The sequence below is a fragment of the Pseudomonas sp. Pseusp16 genome (genome assembly GCF_047324915.1).
In the GTDB taxonomy this organism is placed as follows: domain Bacteria; phylum Pseudomonadota; class Gammaproteobacteria; order Pseudomonadales; family Pseudomonadaceae; genus Aquipseudomonas; species Aquipseudomonas fluorescens_CD.
The window spans coordinates 3024804-3051421 of record NZ_CP168522.1; the positions used below are offsets into that span (position 1 = coordinate 3024804).

Genomic DNA, 26618 nt, shown 5'->3' on the forward strand with positions numbered 1-26618 from the left:
AAGAATCGAAATTTTGGACTGCCCCATGGATGTCGCCTCCATGGACAACACCGTCGAGACAATTCGTAGCGCGATTACTGCCGGCCAGTTCACCCAGCACGTAGTAGTGAATGTCGCCAAGCTTGTAAACATGCGCGACGACCCTCAGTTGAGCGAATCCGTTCGTTCTTGCGACATCATCAATATCGACGGCATGGGTGTGGTGTTGGGAGCCCGCTTTCTCGGCCACTCAGTACCTGAACGCGTCGCGGGCGTCGACCTGTTTCATGAATTGCTGGCGATGAGCGCGGCCAACCACTTTTCGGTGTTTTTGTTGGGTGCCAAGGACGACGTCGTTTCCACCGCTGCCAGCAAGGTGAAGGCGCTTTACCCTGGGCTGAAAGTCGCCGGATATCACCATGGCTATTTCTGGGATGACGAAGCCGCACTGGTCGAGAAGGTTCGAGCCTCAGGTGCGCAGCTGCTGTTCGTCGCCATCACCTCGCCGATGAAAGAAAATTTTATCAACCGTTGGCGCGATCAGTTGGGGGTCACCTTTGTCATGGGGGTGGGCGGAACGTTCGATGTGGTCGCGGGGAAGGTAAAGCGCGCGCCGCAATGGATGCAGAAGTACGGGCTGGAATGGCTGTACCGCGTTATCCAGGAACCCGGCAGGATGTGGAAGCGCTACTTGACCACCAACAGCAAGTTCGCCTGGTTGCTCATCAAAGAAAAGCTCAAGCGGTCTTGAATATCATCGCCTTACTCATGACGTGGCCGAGCAATGTTAGAAATGATGGCTGCGCGTTATAAAACGTCAGACCTGTCAGGCGTCCTACAAAGGTATTCTTAGGGCAATAGTTGCAGGATTAATCTCACTGAGGAATGACCCAAAGGTCCACTCTCATCGAGTTCGAATCAATACTATCCTTAACGTTAATGGACGCTCAGAGTTTTTGGCCTCGCACGCTCGCTTCTTAGTTTTACCGCCAATACCGACGATGCATCAAAAAGGAATCCACTATGACCAAACTACTTGCTTCCGCTCTAATGCTTTCTTTAAGTGCCTCCGTTTTGGCCGCTGAGCCTCCTGCAGCCTCTTCTGCTCCAGGCACACCTGTAAAACCCGCAGCAAACGCTCCTTTGAGCCTGTCCACTCCCCTCGTGGGCAGCCTGACCACTGGGACTGCTCTCGGCATCGGCGCGGCGGTTGTAGCCGGTGCTGCTGCTCTGTCATCCAGTGGTGGCAGCAGCAACAACAATGGCGGCGGAACTACCGGCACTACCGGCACCACCGGTACACGCTAAGCGCACCGCAAGGTCGATAGCCTTCTACCACCCGGAGCAATCCGGGTGGTTCCGTTCTGACGTGTTCCCTCCACAAGTGTCCTCAATCATGATTCGTAGTTTGTCGCTCGCTGTGCTTGCAGGTATAGCCCTGCAAGGCTGTATGTTCTCACCCGGTCAACACCTGGATACCAGCCAGGTCGGCCGTGATGGCTCACCGGAAAGCAGTCGGATCGAGTTGATTCCGATAACGCCCAAATTGATTGCCCAGAACGCGGCGACAAAAGTGCAAGCCTCGGTGCCCGCTGAGTTGTTGGCGTACAGGCCGGGGGCTTACCGGATTGGTGCCAATGATGTGTTGTACATCACTGTGTGGGACCATCCCGAGTTGACTGCGCCATCGGGTGCGCAACAGCAAATTGATGCGAACGGTCGCCTGGTACGCCCGGACGGCACCATGTTTTACCCCTATATCGGCAATATTCACGCTGCGGGTAAAACCATCGAGGAGCTTCGCGGTTTTATTGCCGAGCGCCTGACGCAATTCGTCGACAGCCCTCAGGTTGATTTGAGTGTCTTGCGGTTTGCCAGTCAAAAAGTCGTTATTTCCGGTGCGATTTTGAAAGCCGGTCAACAGCCCATTACCACTTCGCCGCTCAGCGTCGTCGAAGCCATGGGTATCGCGACGGTCGACCCATTGAATGCCGACCTTGCCGGCCTGACGCTGACCCGGGACGGACGTGAGTATCCGCTGGACCTGGACTCGCTGAACAGCAAAGGCTCGCAGTTGCATAGCGTCTATTTGAAAGACGGCGATCAGTTGTACTTGCCCTACAACGACCGCAAGAAGATCTACGTCATGGGTGAGGTCAACCAGCCTCGGGCGCTCACATACAAAATCAATCGGATGAATCTGGCGGATGCGGTCGGCACGGTCGGTGGTCTGAACCAGACCACGTCCAATGGCAACGCGCTGTATGTGATTCGAGGCGCCGAAAACCTTGAAACCGAGCCGGCAAAAGTCTTTCAACTGGACGCCGAATCGCCGACCGCGTTTGCTCTCGCCAGCCGCTTCGATCTGCAACCCCAGGACATTGTCTACGTCGGCCCTGCAGGCGTGACCCGCTGGAACCGCCTGATCAGCCAATTGCTGCCATCGGCCGCTATCCTGGGTACCGGAGCCGCGGCCACAAACAATCTCAGTGAAGCCAGCAGTCGATAAGGTTTGAGCCGCTTTGAAAACTTTGCGTAACAGCTCATGCCTGGCGGTGGGTTTACTGCTGTGTGGCTGCAATCCGTTGATGCAGGCGTCCCTGGACACCTTTAAAACCACCGCATTGGGCGTCCAGCCGCTGGCAGTGACTGCTGCGCAAGTGGAGGCCGTGCCCTATGCGCAGATCAAGGTCACCACGGACTCCAGCGAAGGTGTGTTGGCGAAGCTTCGCCAGCAGGACGACCTGGAGTTCTGGGTCGCCTCCGGCAAGCAGGTGTTGTTGATGCGCGATGGTCTGGTCGTGCGCACTGTCGGCCTGGGCATCAATCTCGATGGCACGCGCTTCGACGGTGAGTCGCCGTTCAAGCTTGGCTTGCAGCGATTGCCCGACGGGTACAGCAGTACTCGCTGGATCGATGTCTATCACGGTCCGCGGGTCGGGCTGGCTGTCAACAGTCGCTTCAGCCGACAAGACATCGAAAACGTCACCATCCTCGACAAGGACTATGCGCTGCTGCGCATAGACGAACGCGTCGACATACCCGAGCTGGGATTCAAGGCCACCAACCGTTTTTGGGTCAGGCCAGACGATGGCTTGATCCTGCAGAGCGAACAACATCTCACGCCGGAACTGTTCTTGAAGATTGTGCAATTGCGCCCTGATCGGGAGACGGCTCGGTGAGATATTCGAAAACGCTGTCGGCTTGCCTGTTGCTGGCAAGTTCTGCGATGACTCAGGCCGCTGTCACCGTCACGGGTGATGTACTGAACGCCGGATCCTTCGCGTTCGTGCCAGGTGCACGCTTGCTCGATGCCGTCAGCCAGGGGCGCCCGAACGCCGAAAGTTACTGGCTGGCCGCCGCCTGGCTGCATCAGCCACTGTTGGAGCAGCAAACCCGCCTTAAAGCCGGCGTGCTGTTCGATCTGAAATTGCTGCAACGTGGCGCCTTGCTGGAAGAAAAAAGCAGCCTTGCGGCCCTGGCTGCGCGCTTGTTTGCAGAGGTCAGCCGACTGCCCGTCACCGGCCGAAAAGTCGCGGTGCTCGACCCTGTGGCGCTGGAGGTCGCGTTCGCTCGCAATTACCCGCTCAGTGACGGCGACCAGCTGATTTACCCCCAACGCCCGACTACGGTCACTGTCCTGGGCGCAGTTGAAAAGCCCTGCACGCTGCCTTATCGCGCCCTCCAGCCAGCCCATGAATATCTCGAAAGCTGCCTGCCGGTGATCGACGCAGATGCCGATTATCTGTGGTTGATTCAGCCCGATGGCCAGGTCCAGCGAGTCGGTATCGCTGCCTGGAACCGCGAAGACAGAGTGATTGCCGCCGCCGGCAGCACAATTCTGGTGCCCGTGCGAAACGATGATCCGGATCTGCCCACACCCGATTTGAACGAGCAGCTTGCCCAGTTTCTCGCCACCCAACCGCTGCCCGAGGTGGCCCCTTGAAGTTACGTTTTGCCGCCGTAGTGTTGTTGCCCTACAGCCTGGCTCATGGAGAGCCGCGTTTTACCCAGAATGATTTCGGTGGTGTGGGTTTGTTGCAAACCCCTACCGCACGGATGGCACCCGCCGGTGAGTTCAGCTTGAACGCCAACCGGACAGACCCTTATTCGCGCTATAGCATTTCACTACAGCCCCTTGATTGGCTGGAAGGCACTTTCCGTTATACCTCCATCGGCAACCACAAATACGGGGCCGAGGCATTAAGCGGCGATCAGACCTATAAAGACAAGGCGGTCGATGTCAAAGCCCGCCTCTGGCAAGAAAGCCATTGGCTGCCCGAAGTCGCGCTCGGTTTTCGTGACGTCGGGGGTACCGGCCTGTTTTCCAGCGAATACTTTGTTGCGAACAAACGTTACTACGACCTGGATTTCAGCCTGGGCGTTGCTTGGGGCTACATCGGTAACCGCGGGGATTTCGAGAACCCGCTGGGGTACCTCGATGAGCGCTTTGATACACGCCCGGTAAATACGGGCGCGGACGCGGGCAACGTCAATACCAACTCGTATTTTCGAGGCTCGCCCGCGTTGTTTGGCGGCGTGGCCTATCAGACACCCTGGTCACCACTGAGCCTGAAACTCGAGTTCGACGGTAACGACTACAAGCACGAGCCGCTGGACAGTAGCCAGAAACAGGACTCGCCCATCAACATCGGGGCGGTCTTCAAGCTGAGTGACTCTGTCGATTTGACCGCCGGTTGGGAGCGCGGCAATACCGCGTTGTTCGGCATCACTTTTCATACCAATTTCGCCAGCCGCAAGGCACCGGCCAAGCGCTACGACCCTGCTATCGAAGCGCTTCCTGCGCACGCGCCGACTATGCCGCTCGATCAGGTCGACTGGGCCGGGGTTTCCAAACGACTGGAAGACAACGCAGGTTACAAGGTAGAACGCATTGCTCAGCGCGATTCCGAGCTGATTGTGTATGGCGAGCAGTCGCGCTACTTCTACTCAGCCAAAGGCGTTGGCCGGGCCAGCCGGATTCTGGACAACAGCGCGAATGACGAAATCGACTGGTTCACGCTGGTGAACAAGCGTTACGACATGCCCGTGGAAGAAACCAGTGTGCCGCGCGAAACCTTCCGGGAAGTGGTGAACAACCGGCAAGACCTTGCGGACCTGCACCGCACCACCGAAGTGAACCGGGCCACGCCGCACATTGAAAACACGCTGTACACCCAGGGCCTTGAGCGTTTTACCTATGGTATCGGCTTGGGTTACAAGCAAAACATTGGCGGCCCTGACGGCTTGCTGTACCAGTTGACCGCTGATGTGGACGCAGAATACCGCTTTACCCGCAGCACGTGGACAAGCGCGGTCATAAGCACCAATCTCCTGAACAACTTCGACAAGTTCAAGTACGACGCGCCGAGCAAACTGCCCCGAGTACGGACCGATTTGCGCAAGTACGTCATCACCTCTGATGTAACGATGCCGACATTTCAGCTCAACCATGCCAAGCAACTGGATCAGGACTTGTATGGCATGGTGTATGGCGGCTATCTGGAGTCAATGTTCGCCGGGGTCGGTGGTGAATTGCTGTACCGCCCCATGGGCGAGCGCTGGGCCTTGGGTGCTGACTTGAACTATGTACGCCAGCGTGAGTTTGACCAGGGGTTTGGCCTGCGCGGGTACAAGACCGTGACCGGTCACATCACTACCTATACGGAATTGCCGTTCGATTTGCAGGCGGCGGTCAGTGTCGGACGTTACCTGGCGCGCGATTGGGGTGCCACGTTTGATGTGTCACATGAATTCAGTAACGGCGTGAAGTTCGGTGGCTGGGTCACCCGCACCACGGCCTCGTCTGAAGAGTTCGGCGAGGGCAGCTTCGACAAAGGTATCTATATCTCGGTCCCCTTCGACGAGCTGATGAGCGTGTCCACGATGCGTCGCGCCAATTTGGTCTGGGCTCCGCTGACTCGCGATGGTGGCGCGCGTCTTAACCGCCAGTATTCGCTGCACACCATGACCGATGGCCGCGACAAAGACGCGTTCTATAAAAACTTTGAGAAAATTACCGAATGAGTTCGTTGTTCCTGGGTGTCACACAACTTCCCCAATGGATACGAACGCTGTTTTTCATCGGTGTTGGCGTGGTCTTGCTGACAGCCGGATTGCGAGCGCAACCGATTCCCGAAGCCTTTGCCCAGGAAGACAAACTGCATCACTTGGTTGGTTTTTTCGCGTTGTCGTTTAGTTGCCGGCTGGCCTTCCCTCGGGTCAAGGCGCGCTGGATTGCCTTGGGCTGTCTGCTGACGGGGATCCTGATCGAATATGCACAAGGACTGATGCCGCTGCGCACGGCATCACCTTACGACGCCTTGGCGAATACTGTCGGTGTGCTGATCGGCTTGATGGCGTGGCGCTGGATGCGCCATTGGTCGTGCAAGCAGTCAGAAGTTCTCGATGTAATGCATCGCATTACAGAGCGAAACCGTTAGGCGGCCAGTCAAACAGTCCACTCAGTTCCCGGACACTCAAGACTATGGCTTCGTCCGTGAGCATAGCGAGAACACGCCTGCAAACATCAAAGCACTGAATCGACGCGACCAATTTCTGTTGGTGAGAATTTGTACAAGAAAGGCCTGTAAACGGAATTTTTTCAGCTCTTGGGTGCCGCGCTTCTGAGCGGCCATCAATCTTTTGCAAGGCAGACCACTATGAACGCTTCCAGATCACCGATCGACTCTGTCTATAAATCGCTGGACCCTTTTGCACCCGGCAATATGGTTTTGGGGCAGAAGTTCACCGAGGGCAACAGTGGATTGATGGCCTGGTTGCGGACCTACGAAAATGCTCCCTCCACTATCACCCCGGAGCCAAAGCTGTTGGTGGAGCGCATCGGGCTCTTTCCTTCCTCGGGTGATATTCGGCGCATGGTCGGCAATCCCGTTGCGGTACTCGAACACTTGCGAACCCTGTATGCCGGTGAAGCACTGGATGTCGATGACAGTGACGGCCTAAGCCTGACGTTCGCTCAATGGCGCTTCAAGATCTGCCCAGCGGAGAGCGAGATCCTGCTGAAGGTTGAGAGTCGAGGCGATGTTGCACTGATGCAGAAAAAGACTGCAGAGCTGCTGGATCGGATCGAAGACAAAAATAGTAGTGAGTGCTGGTAACGCCACTTCGCCAGAACTCACAATCGAAGCAAAATCTACAACCTTGATGATTCGCCGGCAGTGCGCCAGTGAGGCTGCATGAATGCCTTTTCTGCCCCCGAAAGAGTTACTGCGAAAGAGTTCAAGAGCTTCTCAGCTGTATATTTTGGAATGCTCGTACTCAGCATGATAATCGCGAGCCCCAGCATGAGGGCCGTCCGGGGAATCTTGCGGACCTCCTTTCTCTCCAGCCTGAAAAGAAATACGCACGCCGCGGCTGACCCCACCACCGCCCCGGCAATGGCTTCCGGCAGGGGATGAATCGTCTGCCCGACATACTGGACGCTGAACCACCAGGTCGACAGCAGCCCCGCCCCCAGTGCCAGCCAGCGAAGACGATGATCCAGTTGGCGCAACAGCAAACTCAGCACAACGGTCGACACCAGGCAGGCGTTCATTGCGTGGCCGCTGATGACTGCGATATCCAGGCTTTCCAGGCCGATTCCCCAGCCCTTGAACAGTACTTTACTGATACCTACGACGAAATAGGCTATGAACAGTACGCCTAGCCATAAGAGGGCGAGTTTTCTCGATGCGGTGCACCATAACCAACCAGCGACGACCATGGCCGCTGGAAGCATGACGGTGATTCCGGCGTATTGTGTGATGTACAGTTTTGAGACCAATCTACTTCCTCACGCCTCGTGCAATTTTCCAGAGTAATGGACACTGGGTGCGTGTTCAGAAGACACAATGCTCATCGATCCGAAAAGCACTTCAGACGATTCTCTACGACAACCACCGAATAACTCGCGATGTGCATTGCCAGCCCGTCCTCTATCAGGGCTTCCAGCAAGGCAGCCTGTGCCGCGAAGCGCAGGTCGCGATTGAGTTTTCGAGACGCGTGCATCTGATCGATCAGGACATGCGTGACTTGATAAGGGGTGTTGACTCTCAGACGCCCCAACCAGACGGGGATTTTTTTTGCGCTTTTGGATTGTCCGATACTCAGCACGCAGGTCGCCTTGTCCGAAGCGGTGCCTTTCGAAACCTCCATGATTTCTTCAAACACGCCGGTCAGTTTTTTTAGTGCGTAGCCAAGCATCAAATCATCAAATGCATCCAAAAACATATTCCTCTTCACGTTGTGAAGTTATTTCTACAAACACATATTCGCAATTATTACATTACACTTTATTTTATATATGTACTGGACGTATTCTAACGATCAAGACCTCTGCCAGATAACATTACACTTGTTAGCGCAAAGACTAACTTGACCAAGGTATTAATTGACTTTTTATAACAATTATTGAGCCCGCATTCGAACTATATAGACTTCAACGATATCGATAATTACGCGCAAGGTGATGCGTGAGTTATCAGAGGATTCAGGGGCCAGGTGATCCGGTTGCAAGGCGTTAACCGTCCGGTCAGTTGAACCTGTGAGCCCGCTTGGCATCTTATTCATCGATACCATGCCCCGCCTTTCAAACAGCCGTTTTCAGGTTGTTGCCGCAGGGGCCGCCGATACACGTACACGCCCTTGAGTGGCTGTCAGCGCTCGGGTAATGTCATCAGACCCATAGGACAGAGCACGCCCATGACTTCCAAGCTGGAACAACTCAAACAAATGACAACCGTGGTTGCCGACACCGGCGACTTCGAAGCTATCGCTCGCGTTAAACCCGTGGACGCCACCACCAACCCTTCACTGCTGCTCAAGGCCGCGGCCATTCCCGCGTATGCCGAGTTGCTGAACGCCAGCGTCAATGACTGCAAGGGCGATGTCGGCCTGGCCAGCGACCGCTTTGGCGTGGCCGTGGGGCAAGAAATCCTGAAAGTGATCCCGGGCCGTATTTCCACCGAAGTGGATGCGCGTCTGTCGTTCGACACTGACGCCATGTTGAAGCGCGCGCATCGCCTGATCGAGCTGTACGACAAGGCTGGCATTGGCCGTGGCCGCGTACTGATCAAGATCGCATCCACCTGGGAAGGCATCCGCGCTGCCGAAATCCTGGAAAAGGAAGGCATCCAGACCAACCTGACCCTGCTGTTCTCCTTCGCTCAGGCCGCCGCTTGTGCCGACGCCGGAGTGTTCCTGATTTCGCCGTTCGTGGGCCGTATCTATGACTGGTACAAGAAAGCCAACGGCAACGACTACACCGGCGCGGATGATCCGGGCGTGCAGTCGGTGACGCGCATCTACAACTACTACAAGGCCAATGACTACAAGACCGTGGTCATGGGGGCGAGCTTCCGCAATCTGGGCCAGATCGAACAACTGGCCGGCTGCGACCGCCTGACCATCAGCCCGGACCTGATCGACAAGCTGGCGGCGGATACCGGCAAGCTGGAGCGCAAGCTGGTGCCGGGCAATGCCGGTGAAGCGCGCCTGAGCCTCAACGAATCGCAGTTCCGCTGGCTGTCCAACGAAGATGCGATGGCGACCGAAAAACTGGCTGAAGGCATTCGTCAGTTCGCGCGGGATCAGGAGAAGCTCGAGGCGTTGTTGCAGGCCAAGCTGTAACAGCTGACAGGCCAACGCAAAAAGGGCGAACCCTCACAGGTTCGCCCTTTTTTTTGTATGTGCCTGGTGACTGTCAGGACGCCATCGCGAGCAAGCTCGCTCCTACAGGGGATCAGTGCCGCTCGAGGGCATTCACCAGGTCATGGAAGGCTTCGCGATTGGTGTCGTTCAGGCCCATGAGGATTTTGTGCGCTTCGAGCACTTTGATCCGCACCACTTCTTCGGACTGATCCTGGTCTGGCAGGTCGTCCAGGCATTCCGGGCACGGTACAGGCTTGTCAACGATGTTGAACACCTGCTCGAAGCCCATGGACTGCAGTAGACGCGTGATGTCTTCGTGGGTGGTGACGACGGTCGGCAGCAGGCCGACTTTCTGCCGCGACAGGATCGACAGCTTGGCCAGCAGGCCAAGCGTGGTGCTGTCGATGCTGCGGGTTTCGGTCAGATCGATCACGATCGCGTTGAAATTCAACGCGTTGAAGATCCGCTCGATAGTCGCATCCAACGCCGAACACAAGGTCAGGCGAACTTCACCGACGAACTTCAGGACGAAGGTGCCATCCTGCTCGGCGAACTGGATTCTACCAGTACTCATCAAAGATTCCTGCTCAACACCAACAGGGCGATATCATCCGGCATCTCCCCTAGCGTGGCCAATCCAAAAACCTGCCGCAACCCATCCAGGGTGCCGCCCGCAGCCTTGACCCGTTGGGGCAACGCCGCTTCTTTTTCTTTGAGTGTGGGTTCTGGCAAAAGATCCAGAATGCCATCAGACATTAGCGTCAGGCTGAACGTCGGTGGCAGTTCCAGCACGTGGTCTTCGTAAGTGGCCTCGTTGAAAAGGCCCACCGGCAGACCACGCCCATCCAGATAACGAACACTGTCTGGCGTGTACAACACTGGCAACGGCAGATGACCGCCGATGCTATAGGTCAACAAACCTGTCTCCTCGTCGATGACTCCACCGACCATTGTGACGTGTTTACCCAGCTTACAACTGATCAGGCCCCGGTTGATATGACCAAGAACCTCTGAAGGCTTGAATTCCGGCAAGGTGCCGCTGCGCTTGGATTCGAACAGCAGGCGCGTGGTCATGAACTTCAACAGCACCGTGACGAAGGCTGAAGAGGCGCCATGACCGGAAACGTCCGCCAGGTAAAAGGCTACCCGGCGCTCGTCGACCCGAAAGTAGTCGACGAAATCACCCGACAGGTACAGCGACGGGATGATCTGGTGAGCGAACTTGAACTCGTCGATGGCCCACGGGCTGACCGGCAGCATGTTCATCTGCACCTGGCGACCGGCGTTCTGGTCCTCCTGGAGCAGGTTAAGGCTGGCGGCGAGCTCGCGGTTGGCCTTCTCCAGCTTCTCGCGATAGCGCTGGTTCTCCAGCAACAGGCGCGCACGATCCAGGGCCCGGCGCACAGAGTGCTCGAGCACGGCCAGATCTTCGAGAGGCTTGATCAGGTAGTCCGCTGCGCCCAGGCGCAGGGCTTCGACCGCGTCGTTCATCACGCCCGCACCCGAAACCACAATCACCGGCGTTTGCGGCGACAGCTCGGTGACCTGGCGGATGAGTTCGAGTCCGCCCATCTGCGGCATGCGCAGATCGCAGATGACCAAATCGGGCTTGTCTTGCTCGAATACCTGAAGACCCTGCTGACCATTGCTGGCCTGCAAGACGCTGAATCCACTGTCTTCCAAATAGGCGGCGAGGCTCGCGCGCACTACTTCGTCATCATCGATTATCAGCAGCGTGGCACTGGTTTTTGGCATGTGGGCAAACGGCGCCAGAATTAGGTTGGCGTAGCAGGCGGGGACTACAGCCCGGCACTGACTACTGGATTCGCTTTCTAGCCTCTCTGTCGCACCGCTTTCGGGCATTTGCCCTACACACATGTTCACCAGAGGTGCCCTTCTAAGGCGCAGACGGTACTCCCATCCGCGGGGCGTTTCAAGCTCACGCCGATGGTCGCTTGACGTCTTTATTTGTCAAATCACCGAGAGTTATAAGAACAGACAAATCCGTAACCCAATGGAAGGATCGAACCCATGAGTCAAACCGCTCGGGACCACAGCGAAAAGCCCGATTTCATCCGCATGGGGATCGATTCCGGTCAAGCCGCGCTTCGCGAATAAAAAAAGGCGACCTTGAGGGTCGCCTTTTCAATTTACCGGTCGACGTTAAAAATCGTCTTCGACCTGACCGTCTTTCACCTTGAATTCACGGTTCTGCAAGTACGCGTTACGAATGAAGGTGTACTTGTCGCCGGTGATCAGCTTCTCGCTCGACAGCAGGTTGGCACGGGTATCGATGATGTCCAGGGCGAAGAACGAGTTACGCACAGGCACGTCGTTGACGTAACGATAAGCACCGGTATAGCTGTCGACGTACTTGGACGGCGCATCACGCAAGGTGCTTGGCCCCAGCAGTGGCAGCATCACGTAAGGGCCGCTGCCGACACCCCAGTAACCCAGCGTCTGACCGAAGTCTTCATCATTGCGCTGCAGGCCCATCTTGGTGCCGACATCAATGACGCCCAGCAAGCCGAAGGTGGTGTTGAAGATGATTCGTGCGGTATCAACGCCTGCGGCGCGAGGTTTGGCCTGCAGGATATCGTTGGCCAGGTTGCGCACATCGCCGATGTTGCGGAAGAAGTTGTGAACGCCGTCTTCGACAAACTGCGGCGTCACGTACTGGTAGCCCTGGGCCAGGGGTTTCAGCGCGTAGGTGTCGATCACATCGTTGAACTTGTAGATCGGGCGGTTGACGCTTTCCCAAGGATCCTCTTCCGTGGCTGCCTGGGCAACGAACGGAACCAGCATCGCACTGGCGCATACACAAATCCTGGCTAGATGATTGCTCCAGCGCATAGAAAAAAACTCCTTGGTCTGTACCGGCTCGGGCGCTTGGCCCAGGCAATAAGTTGGTAAGTATATGACGTAAACGCCGTTTAAGGCACTTTGCACAAAAGCCACACCGACGGAATCGTGCCAAATGTGAGCGATTCACACCCATGTCACTCAACTGTCACCGTCGCCCACTAGCCTTCAGGCTATTTCAGGGACGTCCTCATGCCACTCGCCGAAGCCTTGCTCCAAACTGCCCCCAGCCTTACCGCCGTACTGTTCGGCCTCAGTGGCTGCCTGGTGGATTTCGGCGCACACACGCGCCGGCACGGCAGCCATTCGGCCGAACACGCCGAGGCCACGCCCGGTGCACTGGATAGCCTGCGCAGCTTGCAGCGCCAGAAAATCCCCTGCGCCTGGCTCGATGAACTGCCCCCTGCCCTCAGCCAATCCCTGGCCGCTGCGCTGCCGGAGTGGATCAAACCATCGCAACATCCAGAAACATACATTCCTTGGCCCGCCCCGAATGCCTGCTGGCAGGCCTTGATGGCCCTGAACGTCGACCGACTCGACGGCTGTGTACTGGTGAGCGGTGAGCCCCGCTTGCTGCAAGCGGGGCTCAATGCCGGGTTGTGGACCATCGGCCTGGCGTCCTGCGGCTCGCTGTGCGGGTTGACGCCTCAGGAATGGCACGCGTTGACCCAGCAGGACCGCGACATCAAACGCGCCAAGGCGACGATGCAGCTGTTCGGCCTGGGCGTGCATTCGGTGATCGATCACCTCGGTGAACTCGACACCTGCCTGGCCGATATCAGCTTGCGTCGGCTCAAGGGCGAAAAGCCCTGACCGAGATCATGCAGGTTGCGCGCGAGTGGATTAATCTAAAGGGAAGCCATAGATCTTTGGCGTGCCGCCTTGGCGTGCCGCTGCGGTCTATGCCAGTGCCTATCGAGAAAAGGAAGAACGCCATGCCTGCCCGCGAACTGCAAGAACAGCTCAATGCCCTGCGCGAGCAATTGGAACAGAATCCTCCGTTGTCTGAAGAAGAACGCGCCGAACTGTACGAGCTCATGCAGCAGATTGAACTGAAGCTTGAGCTTGAAACCAAAACCCAGGACTCCAGCCTCGCCGACGGCGTCAACCTGGCCGTTGAGCGCTTTGAAGTCGATCACCCCGCCATCGCTGGCACCTTGCGCAACATCGTGAACGCCTTGGTCAGCATGGGTGTCTGACACCCCTTCCCTGAATGAAAAAAGCCCTGCTGGCGATAGCAGGGCTTTTTCATTTCCACGATTGGCAACCCACAAATCCCCTGTGGGAGCGGGCTTGCTCGCGAAGGCGTAGTGTCAGCCAATGAAGTCTCGACTGACACACCGCCTTCGCGAGCAAGCCCACTCCCACATTGGCAATTTACTGGCGGACCAGGCGATGGTTCGGCAGCTGCACTTCTTCAGTGCTGCGGTACGGGTTGATATCCAGCCCGCCACGACGCACATAACGCGCATACACCGTCAGTTTCTCGGGTTTGAGCAACCGTTGCAGGTCAAGGAAGATCCGCTCCACACATTGCTCATGGAAATCCGAATGCTGACGGAAGCTGACGATGTACTCGAGCAGGCTCGCGTGATCCAGCGCCGCACCACGGTACTCCACCGCCACGCTGCCCCAGTCCGGCTGGCTGGTGACCGGGCAGTTGGACTTGAGCAGATGGCTGTGCACGCACTCCTCGACAATGTGCGAATCATCGCAACGCAGCAGTTCCGGGCGTGGATGCTCGTAGTTGCTGACGCTGATATCCAGCTCATCGATGCACACGCCCGGCAACGCCACGACGCCTTCGCTCTCGACATCCTTGAGACTGCGGATGCGCACACCCACCGGCTTGCCGGCAGCCACCGACAAATCCCTGGCCAGCGTCGCCTCAAGGCTCGCGGTATCGGCAAACGGCGTCTGGTTCAGGGAGTTGAGGTACAGCTTGAACGACTTCGATTCGATGATGTTCGGCGAATCCGCCGGAATGCTGAATTCGCCGATCGCCACCACGGGCTTGCCCGACGGCAGCAGCCAGGACAGCTCGAAGCAGTTCCAGAAGTCCACGCCTTTATACGGCAGGGTTTGCGCCGTCAGGCCCAGTTCGGCCCACTTCGCGGTGCGCGGGATCGGGAACAGCAAGGACGGCGTGTAAGTGGCGATGTATTCGCTGGACTTGCCCAGCGGCGAGTGTTCGGCTGCGGGATGCATGGCGGAAACCTGACTGAAGAATCAGCGGATTCTATCAGCCTTTGCTCCCGCCTTTGAGTGCTTACTGACTGACAGTCAGTTTACCGACCATGCCGGCCTGATAATGGCCGGGGATGTTGCAGGCAAACTCGAGGTTGGTGGCCTTGCTGAAAGTCCAGGTCAGCTCGGCGGTCTGGCCCGGCTCCACCAGCACGCTGTTCGGATCGTCATGCTTCATGCCGTGATCCATTTTGCCGTGATCCATGCCGGCCATGTCGCCATGGCCCATTGCCTTCATGGCGGTCGGCGTCAGCATGCCGCTCTGTTGCATCTGCAACATTTCCTGCTGGTGCCTGGCATGCATCGCCGCATCCCCGAGATTGAACTCATGCAACAACTGGCCTTTATTGACCAGTACGAAGCGCACGGTTTCCCCGGCCTTGATGTCGATGGCCTGCGGCGTGAAGGACATGTCACCCATGACCACCTCGACACTGCGGGTCGCCTTGGCCGCCGGGGCCGGTTGGCCGAAGTCGTAGGTATGCCCGGCGTCCGCCCACACCGGTGAACCTAGCGCCAGCAAACACACGATTTGCGCCACGGATTTGCGTAAAAACATCGTCGTACTCCAACAAGATAAGGCTCAGCATGCACAAAACTCTAAACTGCTGCCACTGCCCGCAACCTGACAGCCAGATTACAACTTTGTCAGGTTGACCTGTGTGAACGCTGCCCACGGTATAAAGCGTTCGTACCATTTGCCACGAGTCGCCCATGAAACTGCTGATCGTCGAAGACCAACCGAAAACCGGCCATTACCTGCGCCAGGGCTTGGCCGAGGCCGGGTTCAACACTGAACTGGTGGTCGACGGCAACACCGGTCAGCAATTGGCCCTCAGCGGCGAATATGCCCTGCTGATTCTCGATGTGATGCTGCCCGGTCGTGATGGCTGGCAGATTCTTCAAGCGGTGCGCAGCGCTGGCCTGGACACGCCGGTACTTTTTCTGACTGCGCGTGACGCCGTGGAAGACAGGGTTCACGGCCTTGAACTGGGCGCCGACGATTATCTGGTCAAGCCGTTTGCCTTCTCCGAGTTGCTGGCGCGAGTGCGCAGCCTGTTGCGCCGCGGTAGCGCCACGCCGCAGGAAACCAGCCTGCAACTGGCCGATTTGCGCCTGGACCTGATCCGTCGCCGGGTCGAACGCAGCGGCCAGCGTATCGACCTGACCGCCAAGGAATTCGCCCTGCTGGAAATGCTCCTGCGCCGCCAGGGCGAAGTCCTGCCCAAGTCGCTGATTGCGTCCCAGGTCTGGGACATGAACTTCGACAGCGACACCAATGTCATCGAGGTGGCGATCCGTCGTCTGCGCCTGAAGATCGACGATGAATTCCCCAACAAGCTGATTCACACCGTGCGCGGCATGGGTTATGTCCTTGAAGAGCGCCCCGCTTGATGCGCCGTCTGTCCTTGAGCAGCCGGTTGGCGCTGCTGTTTGCCGCATGCACCGCCGTGGTGTCGCTGTTCGCCGGGGTGCTGTTCAGCCGCGCCAGTGAGGCGCATTTCATTGAACTCGACCAGCAGTTGCTGGACGGCAAGTTGATTGGCTTGCGTCGGGCCCTGCACGACTTTCAGTCGAGTGACGGCGAAGTGAAGCTGGTGGAGCAACTGAGCCGCCAGGCTGATCTGTCCCTGCGAATCACTGGCAGCGACGGCCGACGCTGGTATGACAGCTCGACAAACCTTCCGCAGGCATTGCCGAGCCAGTCCGGATTGTCGACGGTGAGCCACGAAGGCACGGATTATCGCGTCCTGAATGCGCCGCTTTTCCCGGACAAACCCGAATCACCGCAACTGACCCTGCTGCTGGACATCACCCACCACCAGCACTTCCTGCAACGCATGCAACATTTGATCTGGCTGACCGTCGGCCTGTCAGCCCTCGCCACTGCGCTGCTGGGCGCCTGGGCGGCACGCAGTGGCCTGCGCCCGTTGCGGCGGATCAGTGCGGTCGCCAGCGGTGTTTGCGCGCAATCGCTGAACTCGCGGTTGCCGGAAGACAACATGCCGCCGGAACTGGCGGAAATGGCCCACAACTTCAACGCCATGCTCGGACGCCTCGACGACTCGTTTCAGCGCCTGTCGGCGTTTTCCGCCGACATTGCCCATGAACTGCGCACGCCACTGTCGAACCTGCTGACCCACACCCAGGTCACCCTCACCCGCCCTCGCCCCATCGAGGACTACCGCGAAGCCCTGCACAGCAACCTCGAGGAGCTGCAGTGGATGGCGCAACTGGTCAACGACATGCTCTATCTGGCCAAGGCTGACCATGGCCTGTTGATTCCCAAACGCGAATCGCTGGAACTGGCGGAAGAGACAGACCTGCTGCTGGAGTTTTTTGCGCCGCTGGCGGAAGACGCCCAGGTCAGGCTTAGCCGCGAAGGCCTCGGACGCATGGAAGGTGACCGCAGCATGTTACGACGGGCACTGTCCAACCTGCTGGACAACGCGCTGCGCTTCACCCCGGCCCAGGGCACGGTACAGGTCACGATTGACGAGCAAGCCGATTGCCTGAGCCTGCGGGTGGAAAACTCGGGAGACGGCATTGATCCGCAGTTGCTGCCGCGCTTGTTCGACCGTTTTTACCGGGCTGACCCGGCACGCCGCGAAGGCAGCAGTGAACATGCGGGATTGGGGTTGGCGATCACCCGGTCGATCATCCGCGCCCATGGCGGGCAGATTCGTTGTGAATCGGAGCGTGGATGGACGCGGTTTGTGATCGAGTTGCCAAGGGGGGATTGAGGCCGGCAGGGCCGGCTTGCGTCACCTGTAGGAGCTGGCTTGCCAGCGAAAGCGGTTTCCGCAAGTGTCATAGAGGCTAGCAGGCCCGGCCTCTTCGCTGGCAAGCCAGCTCCTACGAAGAGCTGGCGGTGTAACGGCTTACGAATACCGCAGAGCGGTAGCCGGCTCGATCTTCGCCGCCCGCCATGCCGGGTAAACCGTGGCCAGGAAGCTCATGACGAAGCCCGCCGTGCAGATCAGCGCCACGTCGGCGCCTTGCAGCTCGGACGGCAGGTTGCTGACGAAATACACATCGGAACTGAAGATGTGCTGCCCGCTGACCCGTTCGACCCAGCCGACCATCTCGCTGACGTTCAATGCGGCGATCACGCCCAACACACCGCCAATCAAGGTGCCGACGATGCCGATCACGGTGCCCTGCACCATGAAGATCGCCATGATCTCCCGCGGCGTGGCACCGATGGTACGCAGGATCGCGATGTCCGCGCCCTTATCGTTCACCACCATGATCAGGGTCGCGATGATGTTGAACGCCGCCACCGCGACGATCATCAGCAACAGCAGGCCGATCATGGTTTTTTCCATTTTCATTGCACTGAACAGGCTGCCCTGGGTGTGGGTCCAGTCGTCAGCCTTGTAGGCGGCGCCCAACCCCGTGGCGATGTCGCTCGACACTTGTGGCGCGGCATACAGGTCCTTCACCGCCAGGCGCACGCTCTGCACCTGATTCGGCTCCCAGTGCTGCATCTGCGCGGCATCGGCCATGTGGATCAGCGCCATCGTGCCATCCAGTTCGGCGCCGACCTTGAACACGCCGACCACATTCAGGCGTTGCATGCGTGGGGTAATGCCGCCCGGCGCATTGCTGACTTCCGGCACGATCAGGGTGATCTTGTCGCCAACGTTCAAGCGGAAGCGGCGCGCCGTGATCTCGCCGATCACCACGCCGAACTCGCCCGGCTTCAGGGCTTCGAGACTGCCCTGGACGATATGCTTGGCAACAATCGACACCTGGCCTTCCAGCGCCGGGTCGACACCGCTGACCTGGATTGGCTGCATCGTGCCCTTGTAAGAGAGCATGCCTTCCATCTCGGTGAACGGCACCGCCGCCGTCACCTCCGGGTTTTTCATCGCCGCCGCTGCCACCGGCTGCCAGTCATCGATCGGGTTGACGCCGACGATGGTGGCGTGAGGCACCATGCCGAGGATGCGCGAACTCATTTCGCGCTGAAAGCCGTTCATCACCGACAACACCACGATCATCGCCAGTACGCCGAGGGCGAGGCCGATCATCGAGGTCATCGAGATGAAGGAAACAAAGCGATTGCGGCGCTTGGCGCGGGTATAGCGCGTGCCGATAAAGATCGATAACGGTCTGAACATTCGCTGGGGCACCGTATAAGAATAAAAGACCCGATGCCCTTTCAGGCACCGGGTTTCAGCCAATCAGATGGGGGTTAGACAGCCTTCCTGCAGGTGCAGGACGCGATCCATCTGGCGGGCCAGGTTCATGTCGTGGGTCACCACCAGGAACGCCGTGCGCATCGAGGTGCTGAGCTCCAGCATCAAGTCCTGGATGCCCTGGGCGGTGTGGGCGTCAAGGTTGCCAGTCGGCTCGTCGAGCATCACCAGGCCCGGTTTGTTCACCAGGGCGCGGGCGATGGCCACACGCTGACGCTCACCACCGGACAGTTCGGCCGGCTTGTGCTCCAGGCGATGGCCCAGGCCTACCCGCTCCAGCAACGCCGTGGCCCGTTGACGCGCTTCAGGGATCGCCGTCTTGCCAATCAGCAACGGCATGCAGACATTTTCCAGGGCGGTGAATTCCGGCAGCAAGTGGTGGAACTGGTACACGAAGCCGAGGGCGCGATTGCGCAACAGGCCGCGCTTCTTCTCGCTCAGCGCCGACAGTTCTTCACCGTCGAGCCAGACGCTGCCCTTGGTCGGTGTATCGAGGCCACCCAGCAGATTGAGCAAGGTACTTTTACCCGAGCCCGACTTGCCGACAATCGCCACACGCTCGCCCGGATGCATTTCCAGTTGCAGACCGGCCAGGACCTCTACCGACTCCGGACCTTCCTCGTAGGATTTGCCCAGGTTGCGGCAGCTCAAGATTGCTTTATCACTCATGCCCGACTCACTCATAACGTAGCGCCTCCGCCGGCTGGGTGCGCGCGGCACGCCAGGCTGGATACAGGGTGGCGAGGAAACTCAGGACCAACGCCGCGGAGCAGACCATCACGACGTCCTGGCTCTGCACCTGCGACGGCAGGTAATCGATGAAGTACACGTCGGCGTTGAGGAACTTGTGGCCGATCAGGCCTTCGAGGGCCGAGATCGCGGCACTGACATTCAGCGCGGCGAAGATGCCGACCACGGCGCCGATGGCCGTGCCAACCACGCCAATCACAGTGCCCTGCACCATGAACGTGCGCATGATCGTGCCCGGCGTGGCACCCAGTGTGCGCAGGATCGCGATGTCGCCCTTCTTGTCGTTCACCACCATCACCAGAGTGGAAATGATGTTGAACGCGGCGACGGCAACGATCAGCAGCAGCAACAGGCCGATCATGGCTTTTTCCATGCGGATCGCCTGGTACAGGTTGCCGTGGGTACGGGTCCAGTCGCGGGCATAGAAACGGTCTTCGCCAAGATCGCGGGCGATGCTCCACGCGGTGCGCGGTGCCTGGAACAGGTCGTCGAACTTCAGGCGCAGGCCCTGGACCTGATCCGGTTTCCAACGATGCAGCCGGGCCAGATCCTGCAGGTTGGTGACGCCGAGATAGCCATCGAGCTCACCGGCGCCGACATGGAAAATGCCGACCACGGTAAAGCGCTTCATGCGCGGGAACATCCCGGCCGGGGTCACGGTGACCTCCGGGGCGACGAAGGTCAGCTTGTCGCCGACGGCGGCACCGAGCTTGGCCGCGGCCTTGTCGCCGATGACGATGCCGAACTCGCCCGGCACCAGATCGTCGAGTTTTCCCTGCGTCATGAAGTGATCAATGATCGACACCTGGCGCTCTTGCACCGGGTCGATGGCATTGAGCAGGACTTTCGAGACCTTGCCGTTATTGGTCAGCAAACCCTGCATTTGCGTAAACGGCGCCACGGCCGTCACCTGCGGGTTCTGCCTGACCTTGGCCGCCAGGCTTTGCCAGTCGCTGATCGGCTCGCCGGACTCGATAGTCGCGTGGGGCACCATGCCCAGCACGCGGGTGCGCATCTCATGATCGAAGCCGTTCATCACCGACAGCACCACGATCATCACGACTACGCCAAGGGCGAGCCCGATCATCGAAGTCAGGGAAATGAATGACACAAAATGATTGCGACGCTTTGCACGGGTGTAACGCGTGCCGATAAATACGAAGAGAGGTCTGAACATGTCGGGGCTTGTTCGGAGGGAAAAGGAACGTCCTTGTGGCGGGGGTCGATAACCAGCTTTACACTCAGACCACCGCCGCTACCATGGGTTCGCCATGTCGACATTAGATGAAGAAGATCGCCGCGAATACTACCGTATCGAGGATACGATCGCACTGGAAATTCGGCCCCTGTCCGCTACTGAAGCCGCAGGCCAGGAAGTGTTGCAGGATGCTTCCCCACTCTTCAACTTGCTCAGCGAACTGCACCTGAGCGAATTCGAGTCGCAACACCTGTTGCGCCAGATCAGCGAACGCGACCGGACCATCGCGGCGTTCCTCAAATCCCAGAACAGACGCATCGATTTGCTGAGCCAGGTGATCGCCATCACCGCGCTCGGGCAAATCGGCGAACCGCAGCCGGTGATCATCTCCGAAGGCGGTGTCGACTTTCAGCATCCATCGCCCATTGCCACCGGCGCACGCCTGTCGGTCAAGCTGGTGTTGATGCCGCAAGCCCTGGGTCTGCTGCTGCGTGCTCGCGTCACCCATTGCGACCGCAAGGGCGATGGTTATGACGTCGGCACCGAGTTCGAGCACCTGACCGACGCCCAGCGCCAACTGTTGGCCCGCCACATCTTGCAAAAGCAGGCCCAGGAACGACGCCTGGCCCGCGAACAACTCGAATCAGGCAATTAATTTAAGGAAGAACCGTGACTCTCATCTACGGCCATCGCGGCGCCAAGGGCGAAGCACCGGAAAACACCCTGACCAGCTTTCAGGAATGTCTCAAGCACGGCGTGCGTCGCTGCGAACTGGACCTGCACCTGTCCATGGACGGCGAGCTGATGGTCATCCACGACCCGACCCTCAAACGCACCACTGACCGTCGCGGCAAGGTCGTCGAGCACACGGCGGCCGAGCTTGTGACCTATGACGCACGCAAGGGTGGCCCGGGCTGGATCAAGCCCTGCCCGATTCCGACCCTGGAAGAACTGTTCGAGAAATGCGACTTCGATCACTGGCAGCTGGAAGTCAAAAGCGCATCACGGATGCGTGCCGCGACCACCGTGCTGGCGATTCGCGAGATGGTCCAGCGTCATGGCCTGATGGACAAGGTGACCATCACCTCGAGCTCCCGTGAAGTGCTCAAGGCCGCGCTGGAGTTGGTGCCGGATGTGTCCCGGGGGCTGGTGGCCGAATATGCCTGGCTCGACCCGCTGAAGGTCGCGGCCAGTTACGGCTGTGAAATTCTGGCGCTGAACTGGACCCTGTGCACGCCGGAACGCCTGCAGAGGGCGCAGCGTCAGGGGCTGCATGTGTCGGTGTGGACCGTCAACGAGCCTGCGCTGATGCGCAGACTCGCCGACTTCGGCGTTGACAGCCTGATTACAGACTTTCCCGGTTTGGCCACCGCCACGCTCGAGAATTGCTGAAATCGGTCTCCCCGGCCGGCTCAGGCCACCGGCCGGAGCCGCTCAAAAAAGCCGGTTGAGGCCGTCGTAGGCCGCTACCCGATAGGCTTCAGCCATGGTCGGGTAGTTGAACGTGGTGTTGACGAAGTACTTGAGCGTGTTCAGCTCGCCCGGCTGGTTCATGATCGCCTGACCGATGTGCACGATCTCCGACGCCTGATAACCGAAGCAGTGAACGCCCAGCACTTCCAGGGTTTCACGGTGGAACAGGATCTTCAGCATGCCTTGCGGCTCGCCGGCGATCTGCGCACGCGCCATGCTCTTGAAGAACGCCTTGCCGACTTCGTATGGCACCTTGGCCTGGGTCAGCTCCTGCTCGTTCTTGCCGATCGAGCTGATCTCAGGAATGGTGTAGATGCCGGTCGGCACGTCATTCACAAAGCGCCAGCTACCGTTGTCCACGATGCTGCCGGCAGCCGAACGCCCCTGGTCGTGGGCGGCACTGGCCAGGCTTGGCCAGCCGATCACGTCACCGGCGCCGTAGATGTTCGGCACACAAGTGCGGTACGCCTCGTCGACTTCGATCTGGCCACGGCTGTTGACCTTCACGCCGATGTTTTCCAGACCCAACTGGTCGGTGTTGCCGGTACGACCGTTGCACCAGAGCAAGGCGTCGGCCTTGATCTTCTTGCCGGACTTGAGGTGCAGGATCACGCCATTGTCCACGCCTTCGACGCGGTCATAGTCTTCGTTATGGCGAACCGTGATGTTGTTGTTGCTGAAGTGATAACTCAGGGCCTGGGAAATTTCCGAATCCAGGAAGCTCAGCAACTGACCACGGTTATCCACCAGCTCGACCAGCACACCCAGGCCGCTGAAGATCGAGGCGTATTCGCAGCCGATCACGCCAGCGCCGTAAACGATGAGTTTGCGCGGGGTGTGGCCGAGGCTGAGGATGGTGTCGCTATCGTAGATACGCGGGTGGTGGAAATCGATGTCCGCCGGGCGATAAGGGCGCGAACCGGTAGCGATGATGATGTGCTTGGCCACCAGTTTTTCGACCACACCGTTGGCGCAGACCACTTCGATGGTTTGCTCGTCGGCGAAGCTGCCGGTGCCGAAGAACACGTCGACACGGTTACGGGCGTAGTAGCCGGTGCGCGAAGCGACTTGCTTGGAGATGACTTTCTCGGCGCTTTTCAGCACGTCCGGGAACGAGAACCAGCGCGGCTCACCAATGGCCCGGAACATCGGGTTGGTGTTGAACTGCATGATCTGCCGCACCGAGTGACGCAGTGCCTTGGACGGGATGGTGCCCAAGTGAGTGCAGTTGCCGCCGACCTGGCGACGGCTATCGACCATCGCCACCTTGCGCCCTGCCTTGGCGGCGTTCATTGCCGCGCCTTCCCCCGCCGGGCCGGAACCCAACACCACCACGTCGTAGTTGTAGACAGCCATGCGTACTCCTCAGAACAGGCCGCGGCACCCTCGGCACCTGCGGCTAAATCACGCCAACCTGTGGCATGAAGGAACAATTTGGGGCCTGTGCAGAACCCGGACACAGTCTATAGAAGCGTCAACGCCGCGCACATTAACCCTTGGTCGCGTCGTAGGCTACTTTTGCCTGCACTACAACGCCAGTTTTCAATGCTCGAATCGCCACAATCACTCGGTTTTTTCGCCACTGAGGCGTTCAAAAGCGTGACTGCTGCGTGTGACGAAACCTGTATCGGCACGAATCACAAAAAATGCACCGATATCGTGCTTTTCTGCGTAGTCCCAACCGCGCTCCGGGCCGAGAATCAGCAACAGCGTCGATAAGCCATCGGCCATCAACGCCGAAGGATGAATCACCGTGACAGATGCCAGGGCATGTGAGACCGGCGCACCGGTACGCGCATCGAAAGTGTGGGAAAAACGCCGACCGCCCTGCTCGAAATAATTTCGGTAGTCGCCGGAGGTAGATAGGCCATAACCGTCGACAAACATGACGCGCTCGGCGACTTGCCGGTCATCCCGAGGCTCTTCCAGGGCGATCCGCCATGGCGAACCGTCGGCCTTCCTGCCGGACGCCTTGAGCTCCCCCGTCGCTTCGGCGAGATAATCGTGAATGCCCATTGCCTCGAGTCTTGCGGCAATCGTGTCCACCGCATAACCGGCGGCGATGCTGTTGAAATCGACCTCCACGGCGGCGTCCTTGCACAACTGGTCGCCATCGATGCGCAAGTGTTCGTGGCCAACGCGCTGGCGGACCTCGGCGAGCGCTTCGGCGGTCGGGACTTTTTCCTCACGGGCCTGCGGACCAAATCCCCAGAGGTTCAGCAACGGCTCCACCGTCAGATCGTAGGAACCATCGCTTTGCACCGACAGTTGCTCGCCCACGCGGACCAGCTCGAGGATCGACACCGGCATCGCCTGACAGCGGTTGGCCGGCAGTGCGTTGAAGCGCTCGATGTCGGAATCGCTGCGGTAAGTCGACATTTGCCGGTCGACTTCGGCCAGGATCTTTTCGACTTCTATCTGGACGACTGCCGGCGCGGGAACACCGGCGTGACGGACGTACTTGATCGAATACGTGCTGCCCATGGTGGGGCCGCCGAAAGACTCCATCGAATCGCCATGGCCGCAACCAGACAACAGGCCAATCCAAACGATCAGACCGCCCAGGCGCCAGCTCAATACATCCATCTTTTACAGCCCGCCCCGACATAGCCCCAAGGCCGACCATTATGCACCACCCCTGAACCGGCTTACCGGTAAAGACGACTGCAAATGCTCAATGTGTAGGAGCGAGCTTGCTCGCGATGGTCGTCAACGATAACGCGTGCTGACTGGTTAAACGCAGCGCTCTTGACTCCATCGCGAGCAAGCTCGCTCCTACAAAGTTCTTAACCGAACAGTACTGGCTGCCAATGTTGGTCTTTTCATGGAGTCGCGGTATCCGTGGTGCATTGTTTCAAGCGACCCGAATCCGTGCCACTGCCTTCGCTGAGATCAATGTCGCCGCTGGCATCGAGGTATATGTGCGTATAGGACCATGTCGGGGTGATATTTACGCAGTGTCGGAGATCTTTATCGTTCCACCAAGAGATCTCCATGAAAAACTTCTCATCTGGAAACAAGGACCCATGATCCCGTGTGCTGCTGCCTGGAGGGAGGCCTCCTTTGTAAATCCGGTGTTGCACATTCCAGATGAACCGCAGTTCGTCAGCGCCGTTCTTGGAGTAATGGACGGTTGCGGTAGGCAACACAATAATTCGCCAGAGGACAATCAGCAAAAGCACCAGCAGGGGCAGTAATAGCGGTAGCAACGGAATCCATAGCCACCGAATGTAACGCGACCGAGGTTTTTTAGGCGTGGACACGGACTTCATATCCCCAAAGTCGCGCTACAAAATGTGTAGTCGTTTTTATTCCTTTGCCTCTTTCATGGGCTAGCCGTGTCTGTGGTGCATTGTTTTAGTCGATCCGAATCCGTGCCGCTGCCTTCGCTGAGATCAATATCGCCGTTGGCATCAAGGTAGATGTTCGTATTCGGCCACCTCGGAGTAATGTTGACGCAGTGGGCACGAACGTTTTTGCTCCACCAGGATATTTCCATAAAAAAATCGTCATCAGGAAACAGAAAACCGTTATCGACTGTACCTCCGCCGGGCTGCATCCCGCCCTTGTATATCCGGTGCTGGACATTCCAGATGTACCTGAGTTCCTCCCTTCCATTTTCGGAGTAGTGAATGGTCACGGTCGGAAGTGCGATATCCCAATGGTCGAGAGCCAGAAGCACAGCGAGAATCCACAGCCATCGATTGTGCCGTATTCGGGGTTTATTTGCAGACGTGGACACAGACTCCATCTCCCCAGAATCGCGCTACAAAAAGTGCAGTCTTCTTTTATCACCTTGCCTCTTCATGGAGTCGCGGTATCCGTGATGCATTGTTTCAAGCGACCCGAATCCGTGCCACTGCCTTCGCTGCGATCAATGTCGCCATTGGCGTCAAGGTAAATGTGCGTATTGGGCCACTTAGGGGTTACGTTAACGCAGTGTCGGAGAGCGCCATCGTTCCACCAGGAAATCTCCATGAAAAATTTCTCATCTGGAAACAAGAAGCCATAATCACGTGTACCGCCCCCAGGCTGCATCCGCCCTTTGAATATCCGGTGCTGTACGTTCCAGATGTATTTAAGTTCCTCTTTAGCATCTTTGGGGTAATGGATAGTCACAGTAGGCAACCCAATATCCCATTGGGTAATGACCAGAAAAACAACTGGGATCCATAGCCACCACTTGTGCGATCTTCGCGGTTTACTTGCAGACATGGACACGGATTCCCTCCCCCCAGTTCTCTGGAGCAACT

Annotated in this window: 29 protein-coding genes; 15 read left to right on the top strand and 14 right to left on the bottom strand. The window is 58.3% G+C overall.

What is annotated here, in order from left to right:
- Window positions 1-40: 40 nt before the first annotated feature.
- From ACEN8Q_RS13670 to ACEN8Q_RS13705, 8 genes are all read left to right on the top strand, one after another.
- On the top strand, window positions 41-730 hold the full coding sequence (locus ACEN8Q_RS13670) for a WecB/TagA/CpsF family glycosyltransferase (RefSeq protein ID WP_413421475.1): 690 nt from the start codon (window positions 41-43) through the stop codon (window positions 728-730).
- Window positions 731-1122: 392 nt separating this feature from the next.
- The gene (locus ACEN8Q_RS13675) at window positions 1123-1287 is read left to right on the top strand and encodes a hypothetical protein (protein ID WP_413421473.1); all 165 of its coding nucleotides are present in this window, start codon (window positions 1123-1125) and stop codon (window positions 1285-1287) included.
- 88 nt (window positions 1288-1375) lie between these two features.
- Entirely contained in the window at window positions 1376-2488 is a 1113-nt protein-coding gene (locus ACEN8Q_RS13680; protein ID WP_413421471.1) for a polysaccharide biosynthesis/export family protein, read from the top strand.
- 13 nt (window positions 2489-2501) lie between these two features.
- On the top strand, window positions 2502-3161 hold the full coding sequence (locus ACEN8Q_RS13685; protein WP_413705345.1) for a YjbF family lipoprotein: 660 nt from the start codon (window positions 2502-2504) through the stop codon (window positions 3159-3161).
- Window positions 3158-3925, top strand: a complete 768-nt coding sequence (locus tag ACEN8Q_RS13690; protein ID WP_413421467.1) for a capsule biosynthesis GfcC family protein — start codon at window positions 3158-3160, stop codon at window positions 3923-3925. The genes ACEN8Q_RS13685 and ACEN8Q_RS13690 overlap by 4 nt, the downstream gene beginning before the upstream one ends.
- Window positions 3922-6006: a YjbH domain-containing protein gene (locus tag ACEN8Q_RS13695; RefSeq protein ID WP_413421465.1), complete on the top strand. Its 2085-nt coding sequence runs from the start codon at window positions 3922-3924 to the stop codon at window positions 6004-6006. The genes ACEN8Q_RS13690 and ACEN8Q_RS13695 overlap by 4 nt, the downstream gene beginning before the upstream one ends.
- Complete coding sequence (locus ACEN8Q_RS13700) at window positions 6003-6422, top strand: VanZ family protein (RefSeq protein ID WP_413421463.1); 420 nt, start codon at window positions 6003-6005, stop codon at window positions 6420-6422. Before ACEN8Q_RS13695 ends, ACEN8Q_RS13700 begins: the two co-directional genes overlap by 4 nt.
- Before the next feature lie 219 nt (window positions 6423-6641).
- Window positions 6642-7100 carry a mannose-1-phosphate guanylyltransferase gene (locus tag ACEN8Q_RS13705; RefSeq protein WP_413705346.1) on the top strand — a complete coding sequence of 153 codons (459 nt, stop codon included), beginning with the start codon at window positions 6642-6644 and terminating at the stop codon, window positions 7098-7100.
- A 35-nt stretch (window positions 7101-7135) separates the two neighbouring features.
- Here ACEN8Q_RS13705 and ACEN8Q_RS13710 read toward each other — a convergent pair whose 3' ends face one another.
- The gene (locus ACEN8Q_RS13710; protein WP_413705347.1) at window positions 7136-7765 is read right to left on the bottom strand and encodes a hypothetical protein; all 630 of its coding nucleotides are present in this window, start codon (window positions 7763-7765) and stop codon (window positions 7136-7138) included.
- Window positions 7766-7836: 71 nt separating this feature from the next.
- Window positions 7837-8205: a hypothetical protein gene (locus tag ACEN8Q_RS13715; RefSeq protein ID WP_085717054.1), complete on the bottom strand. Its 369-nt coding sequence runs from the start codon at window positions 8203-8205 to the stop codon at window positions 7837-7839.
- Between the two features lie 477 nt (window positions 8206-8682).
- On the opposite strand from ACEN8Q_RS13715, the gene tal reads away from it, so the two are divergent.
- Complete coding sequence (gene tal / locus ACEN8Q_RS13720; RefSeq protein ID WP_413705348.1) at window positions 8683-9609, top strand: transaldolase; 927 nt, start codon at window positions 8683-8685, stop codon at window positions 9607-9609.
- A 112-nt stretch (window positions 9610-9721) separates the two neighbouring features.
- Here tal and rssC read toward each other — a convergent pair whose 3' ends face one another.
- From rssC to ACEN8Q_RS13735, 3 genes are all read right to left on the bottom strand, one after another.
- A complete protein-coding gene (rssC, locus tag ACEN8Q_RS13725) occupies window positions 9722-10204 on the bottom strand; it encodes an anti-sigma factor antagonist RssC (RefSeq protein ID WP_085716736.1) in 483 nt (160 codons plus the stop codon).
- Window positions 10204-11385: a two-component system response regulator RssB gene (gene rssB, locus ACEN8Q_RS13730; protein WP_043302549.1), complete on the bottom strand. Its 1182-nt coding sequence runs from the start codon at window positions 11383-11385 to the stop codon at window positions 10204-10206. The genes rssC and rssB overlap by 1 nt, the downstream gene beginning before the upstream one ends.
- Window positions 11386-11793: 408 nt before the next feature.
- The gene (locus ACEN8Q_RS13735) at window positions 11794-12483 is read right to left on the bottom strand and encodes a VacJ family lipoprotein (protein WP_085716738.1); all 690 of its coding nucleotides are present in this window, start codon (window positions 12481-12483) and stop codon (window positions 11794-11796) included.
- Between the two features lie 201 nt (window positions 12484-12684).
- Between ACEN8Q_RS13735 and ACEN8Q_RS13740 the strand changes: the two genes are divergently transcribed.
- Together ACEN8Q_RS13740 and ACEN8Q_RS13745 are read left to right on the top strand one after the other, a co-directional pair.
- The gene (locus ACEN8Q_RS13740; protein WP_413421451.1) at window positions 12685-13305 is read left to right on the top strand and encodes an HAD family phosphatase; all 621 of its coding nucleotides are present in this window, start codon (window positions 12685-12687) and stop codon (window positions 13303-13305) included.
- A gap of 122 nt (window positions 13306-13427) precedes the next feature.
- On the top strand, window positions 13428-13691 hold the full coding sequence (locus ACEN8Q_RS13745) for a DUF4404 family protein (protein WP_413421449.1): 264 nt from the start codon (window positions 13428-13430) through the stop codon (window positions 13689-13691).
- Between the two features lie 178 nt (window positions 13692-13869).
- Here the strand turns inward: ACEN8Q_RS13745 and queF are convergent, their stop codons facing one another.
- A complete protein-coding gene (gene queF, locus ACEN8Q_RS13750) occupies window positions 13870-14700 on the bottom strand; it encodes an NADPH-dependent 7-cyano-7-deazaguanine reductase QueF (RefSeq protein ID WP_413705349.1) in 831 nt (276 codons plus the stop codon).
- A gap of 61 nt (window positions 14701-14761) precedes the next feature.
- On the bottom strand, window positions 14762-15298 hold the full coding sequence (locus ACEN8Q_RS13755) for a plastocyanin/azurin family copper-binding protein (protein WP_413705350.1): 537 nt from the start codon (window positions 15296-15298) through the stop codon (window positions 14762-14764).
- 155 nt (window positions 15299-15453) lie between these two features.
- On the opposite strand from ACEN8Q_RS13755, the gene ACEN8Q_RS13760 reads away from it, so the two are divergent.
- Both ACEN8Q_RS13760 and ACEN8Q_RS13765 read left to right on the top strand, forming a co-directional pair.
- Window positions 15454-16134: a heavy metal response regulator transcription factor gene (locus ACEN8Q_RS13760; RefSeq protein WP_413705351.1), complete on the top strand. Its 681-nt coding sequence runs from the start codon at window positions 15454-15456 to the stop codon at window positions 16132-16134.
- Window positions 16134-17483 (top strand): heavy metal sensor histidine kinase, encoded by a 1350-nt coding sequence (locus ACEN8Q_RS13765; protein WP_413705352.1) that lies wholly within the window; start codon window positions 16134-16136, stop codon window positions 17481-17483. Before ACEN8Q_RS13760 ends, ACEN8Q_RS13765 begins: the two co-directional genes overlap by 1 nt.
- 138 nt (window positions 17484-17621) lie before the next feature.
- Here the strand turns inward: ACEN8Q_RS13765 and ACEN8Q_RS13770 are convergent, their stop codons facing one another.
- From ACEN8Q_RS13770 to ACEN8Q_RS13780, 3 genes are all read right to left on the bottom strand, one after another.
- The gene (locus ACEN8Q_RS13770; RefSeq protein WP_413705353.1) at window positions 17622-18866 is read right to left on the bottom strand and encodes a lipoprotein-releasing ABC transporter permease subunit; all 1245 of its coding nucleotides are present in this window, start codon (window positions 18864-18866) and stop codon (window positions 17622-17624) included.
- A gap of 63 nt (window positions 18867-18929) precedes the next feature.
- Window positions 18930-19613 (bottom strand): lipoprotein-releasing ABC transporter ATP-binding protein LolD, encoded by a 684-nt coding sequence (gene lolD, locus ACEN8Q_RS13775; RefSeq protein WP_178076692.1) that lies wholly within the window; start codon window positions 19611-19613, stop codon window positions 18930-18932.
- A gap of 7 nt (window positions 19614-19620) precedes the next feature.
- The gene (locus tag ACEN8Q_RS13780) at window positions 19621-20871 is read right to left on the bottom strand and encodes a lipoprotein-releasing ABC transporter permease subunit (RefSeq protein ID WP_413421437.1); all 1251 of its coding nucleotides are present in this window, start codon (window positions 20869-20871) and stop codon (window positions 19621-19623) included.
- 94 nt (window positions 20872-20965) lie between these two features.
- Here ACEN8Q_RS13780 and ACEN8Q_RS13785 point away from each other — a divergent pair, with 94 nt between their 5' ends.
- Window positions 20966-21547, top strand: coding sequence for a PilZ domain-containing protein (locus tag ACEN8Q_RS13785; protein WP_413421435.1), 582 nt, complete (start codon window positions 20966-20968; stop codon window positions 21545-21547).
- 14 nt (window positions 21548-21561) lie between these two features.
- Window positions 21562-22284, top strand: coding sequence for a glycerophosphodiester phosphodiesterase (locus ACEN8Q_RS13790; protein WP_007984279.1), 723 nt, complete (start codon window positions 21562-21564; stop codon window positions 22282-22284).
- Between the two features lie 42 nt (window positions 22285-22326).
- On the opposite strand, the gene sthA is transcribed toward ACEN8Q_RS13790, so the two are convergent.
- From sthA to ACEN8Q_RS13810, 4 genes are all read right to left on the bottom strand, one after another.
- Entirely contained in the window at window positions 22327-23721 is a 1395-nt protein-coding gene (sthA, locus tag ACEN8Q_RS13795; protein ID WP_007984277.1) for a Si-specific NAD(P)(+) transhydrogenase, read from the bottom strand.
- A 207-nt stretch (window positions 23722-23928) separates the two neighbouring features.
- Window positions 23929-24951 carry an FAD:protein FMN transferase gene (locus tag ACEN8Q_RS13800; RefSeq protein ID WP_413705354.1) on the bottom strand — a complete coding sequence of 341 codons (1023 nt, stop codon included), beginning with the start codon at window positions 24949-24951 and terminating at the stop codon, window positions 23929-23931.
- A 739-nt stretch (window positions 24952-25690) separates the two neighbouring features.
- Entirely contained in the window at window positions 25691-26047 is a 357-nt protein-coding gene (locus tag ACEN8Q_RS13805; RefSeq protein ID WP_413421431.1) for a hypothetical protein, read from the bottom strand.
- Window positions 26048-26169: 122 nt separating this feature from the next.
- Window positions 26170-26580, bottom strand: coding sequence for a hypothetical protein (locus ACEN8Q_RS13810; RefSeq protein WP_413421427.1), 411 nt, complete (start codon window positions 26578-26580; stop codon window positions 26170-26172).
- Window positions 26581-26618 lie beyond the last annotated feature (38 nt).

Coding starts and splice junctions, on each gene's coding strand:
- ACEN8Q_RS13670 (WP_413421475.1), top strand. CDS start 41: ATGGACAACACCGTCGAGACAATTCGTAGCGCGATTACTGCCGGCCAG.
- ACEN8Q_RS13680 (WP_413421471.1), top strand. CDS start 1,376: ATGATTCGTAGTTTGTCGCTCGCTGTGCTTGCAGGTATAGCCCTGCAA.
- ACEN8Q_RS13700 (WP_413421463.1), top strand. CDS start 6,003: ATGAGTTCGTTGTTCCTGGGTGTCACACAACTTCCCCAATGGATACGA.
- ACEN8Q_RS13705 (WP_413705346.1), top strand. CDS start 6,642: ATGAACGCTTCCAGATCACCGATCGACTCTGTCTATAAATCGCTGGAC.
- tal (WP_413705348.1), top strand. CDS start 8,683: ATGACTTCCAAGCTGGAACAACTCAAACAAATGACAACCGTGGTTGCC.
- rssC (WP_085716736.1), bottom strand. CDS start 10,204: ATGAGTACTGGTAGAATCCAGTTCGCCGAGCAGGATGGCACCTTCGTC.
- rssB (WP_043302549.1), bottom strand. CDS start 11,385: ATGCCAAAAACCAGTGCCACGCTGCTGATAATCGATGATGACGAAGTA.
- ACEN8Q_RS13735 (WP_085716738.1), bottom strand. CDS start 12,483: ATGCGCTGGAGCAATCATCTAGCCAGGATTTGTGTATGCGCCAGTGCG.
- ACEN8Q_RS13740 (WP_413421451.1), top strand. CDS start 12,685: ATGCCACTCGCCGAAGCCTTGCTCCAAACTGCCCCCAGCCTTACCGCC.
- ACEN8Q_RS13745 (WP_413421449.1), top strand. CDS start 13,428: ATGCCTGCCCGCGAACTGCAAGAACAGCTCAATGCCCTGCGCGAGCAA.
- queF (WP_413705349.1), bottom strand. CDS start 14,700: ATGCATCCCGCAGCCGAACACTCGCCGCTGGGCAAGTCCAGCGAATAC.
- ACEN8Q_RS13755 (WP_413705350.1), bottom strand. CDS start 15,298: ATGTTTTTACGCAAATCCGTGGCGCAAATCGTGTGTTTGCTGGCGCTA.
- ACEN8Q_RS13760 (WP_413705351.1), top strand. CDS start 15,454: ATGAAACTGCTGATCGTCGAAGACCAACCGAAAACCGGCCATTACCTG.
- ACEN8Q_RS13765 (WP_413705352.1), top strand. CDS start 16,134: ATGCGCCGTCTGTCCTTGAGCAGCCGGTTGGCGCTGCTGTTTGCCGCA.
- ACEN8Q_RS13770 (WP_413705353.1), bottom strand. CDS start 18,866: ATGTTCAGACCGTTATCGATCTTTATCGGCACGCGCTATACCCGCGCC.
- lolD (WP_178076692.1), bottom strand. CDS start 19,613: ATGAGTGATAAAGCAATCTTGAGCTGCCGCAACCTGGGCAAATCCTAC.
- ACEN8Q_RS13780 (WP_413421437.1), bottom strand. CDS start 20,871: ATGTTCAGACCTCTCTTCGTATTTATCGGCACGCGTTACACCCGTGCA.
- ACEN8Q_RS13785 (WP_413421435.1), top strand. CDS start 20,966: ATGTCGACATTAGATGAAGAAGATCGCCGCGAATACTACCGTATCGAG.
- sthA (WP_007984277.1), bottom strand. CDS start 23,721: ATGGCTGTCTACAACTACGACGTGGTGGTGTTGGGTTCCGGCCCGGCG.
- ACEN8Q_RS13800 (WP_413705354.1), bottom strand. CDS start 24,951: ATGGATGTATTGAGCTGGCGCCTGGGCGGTCTGATCGTTTGGATTGGC.
- ACEN8Q_RS13810 (WP_413421427.1), bottom strand. CDS start 26,580: ATGTCTGCAAGTAAACCGCGAAGATCGCACAAGTGGTGGCTATGGATC.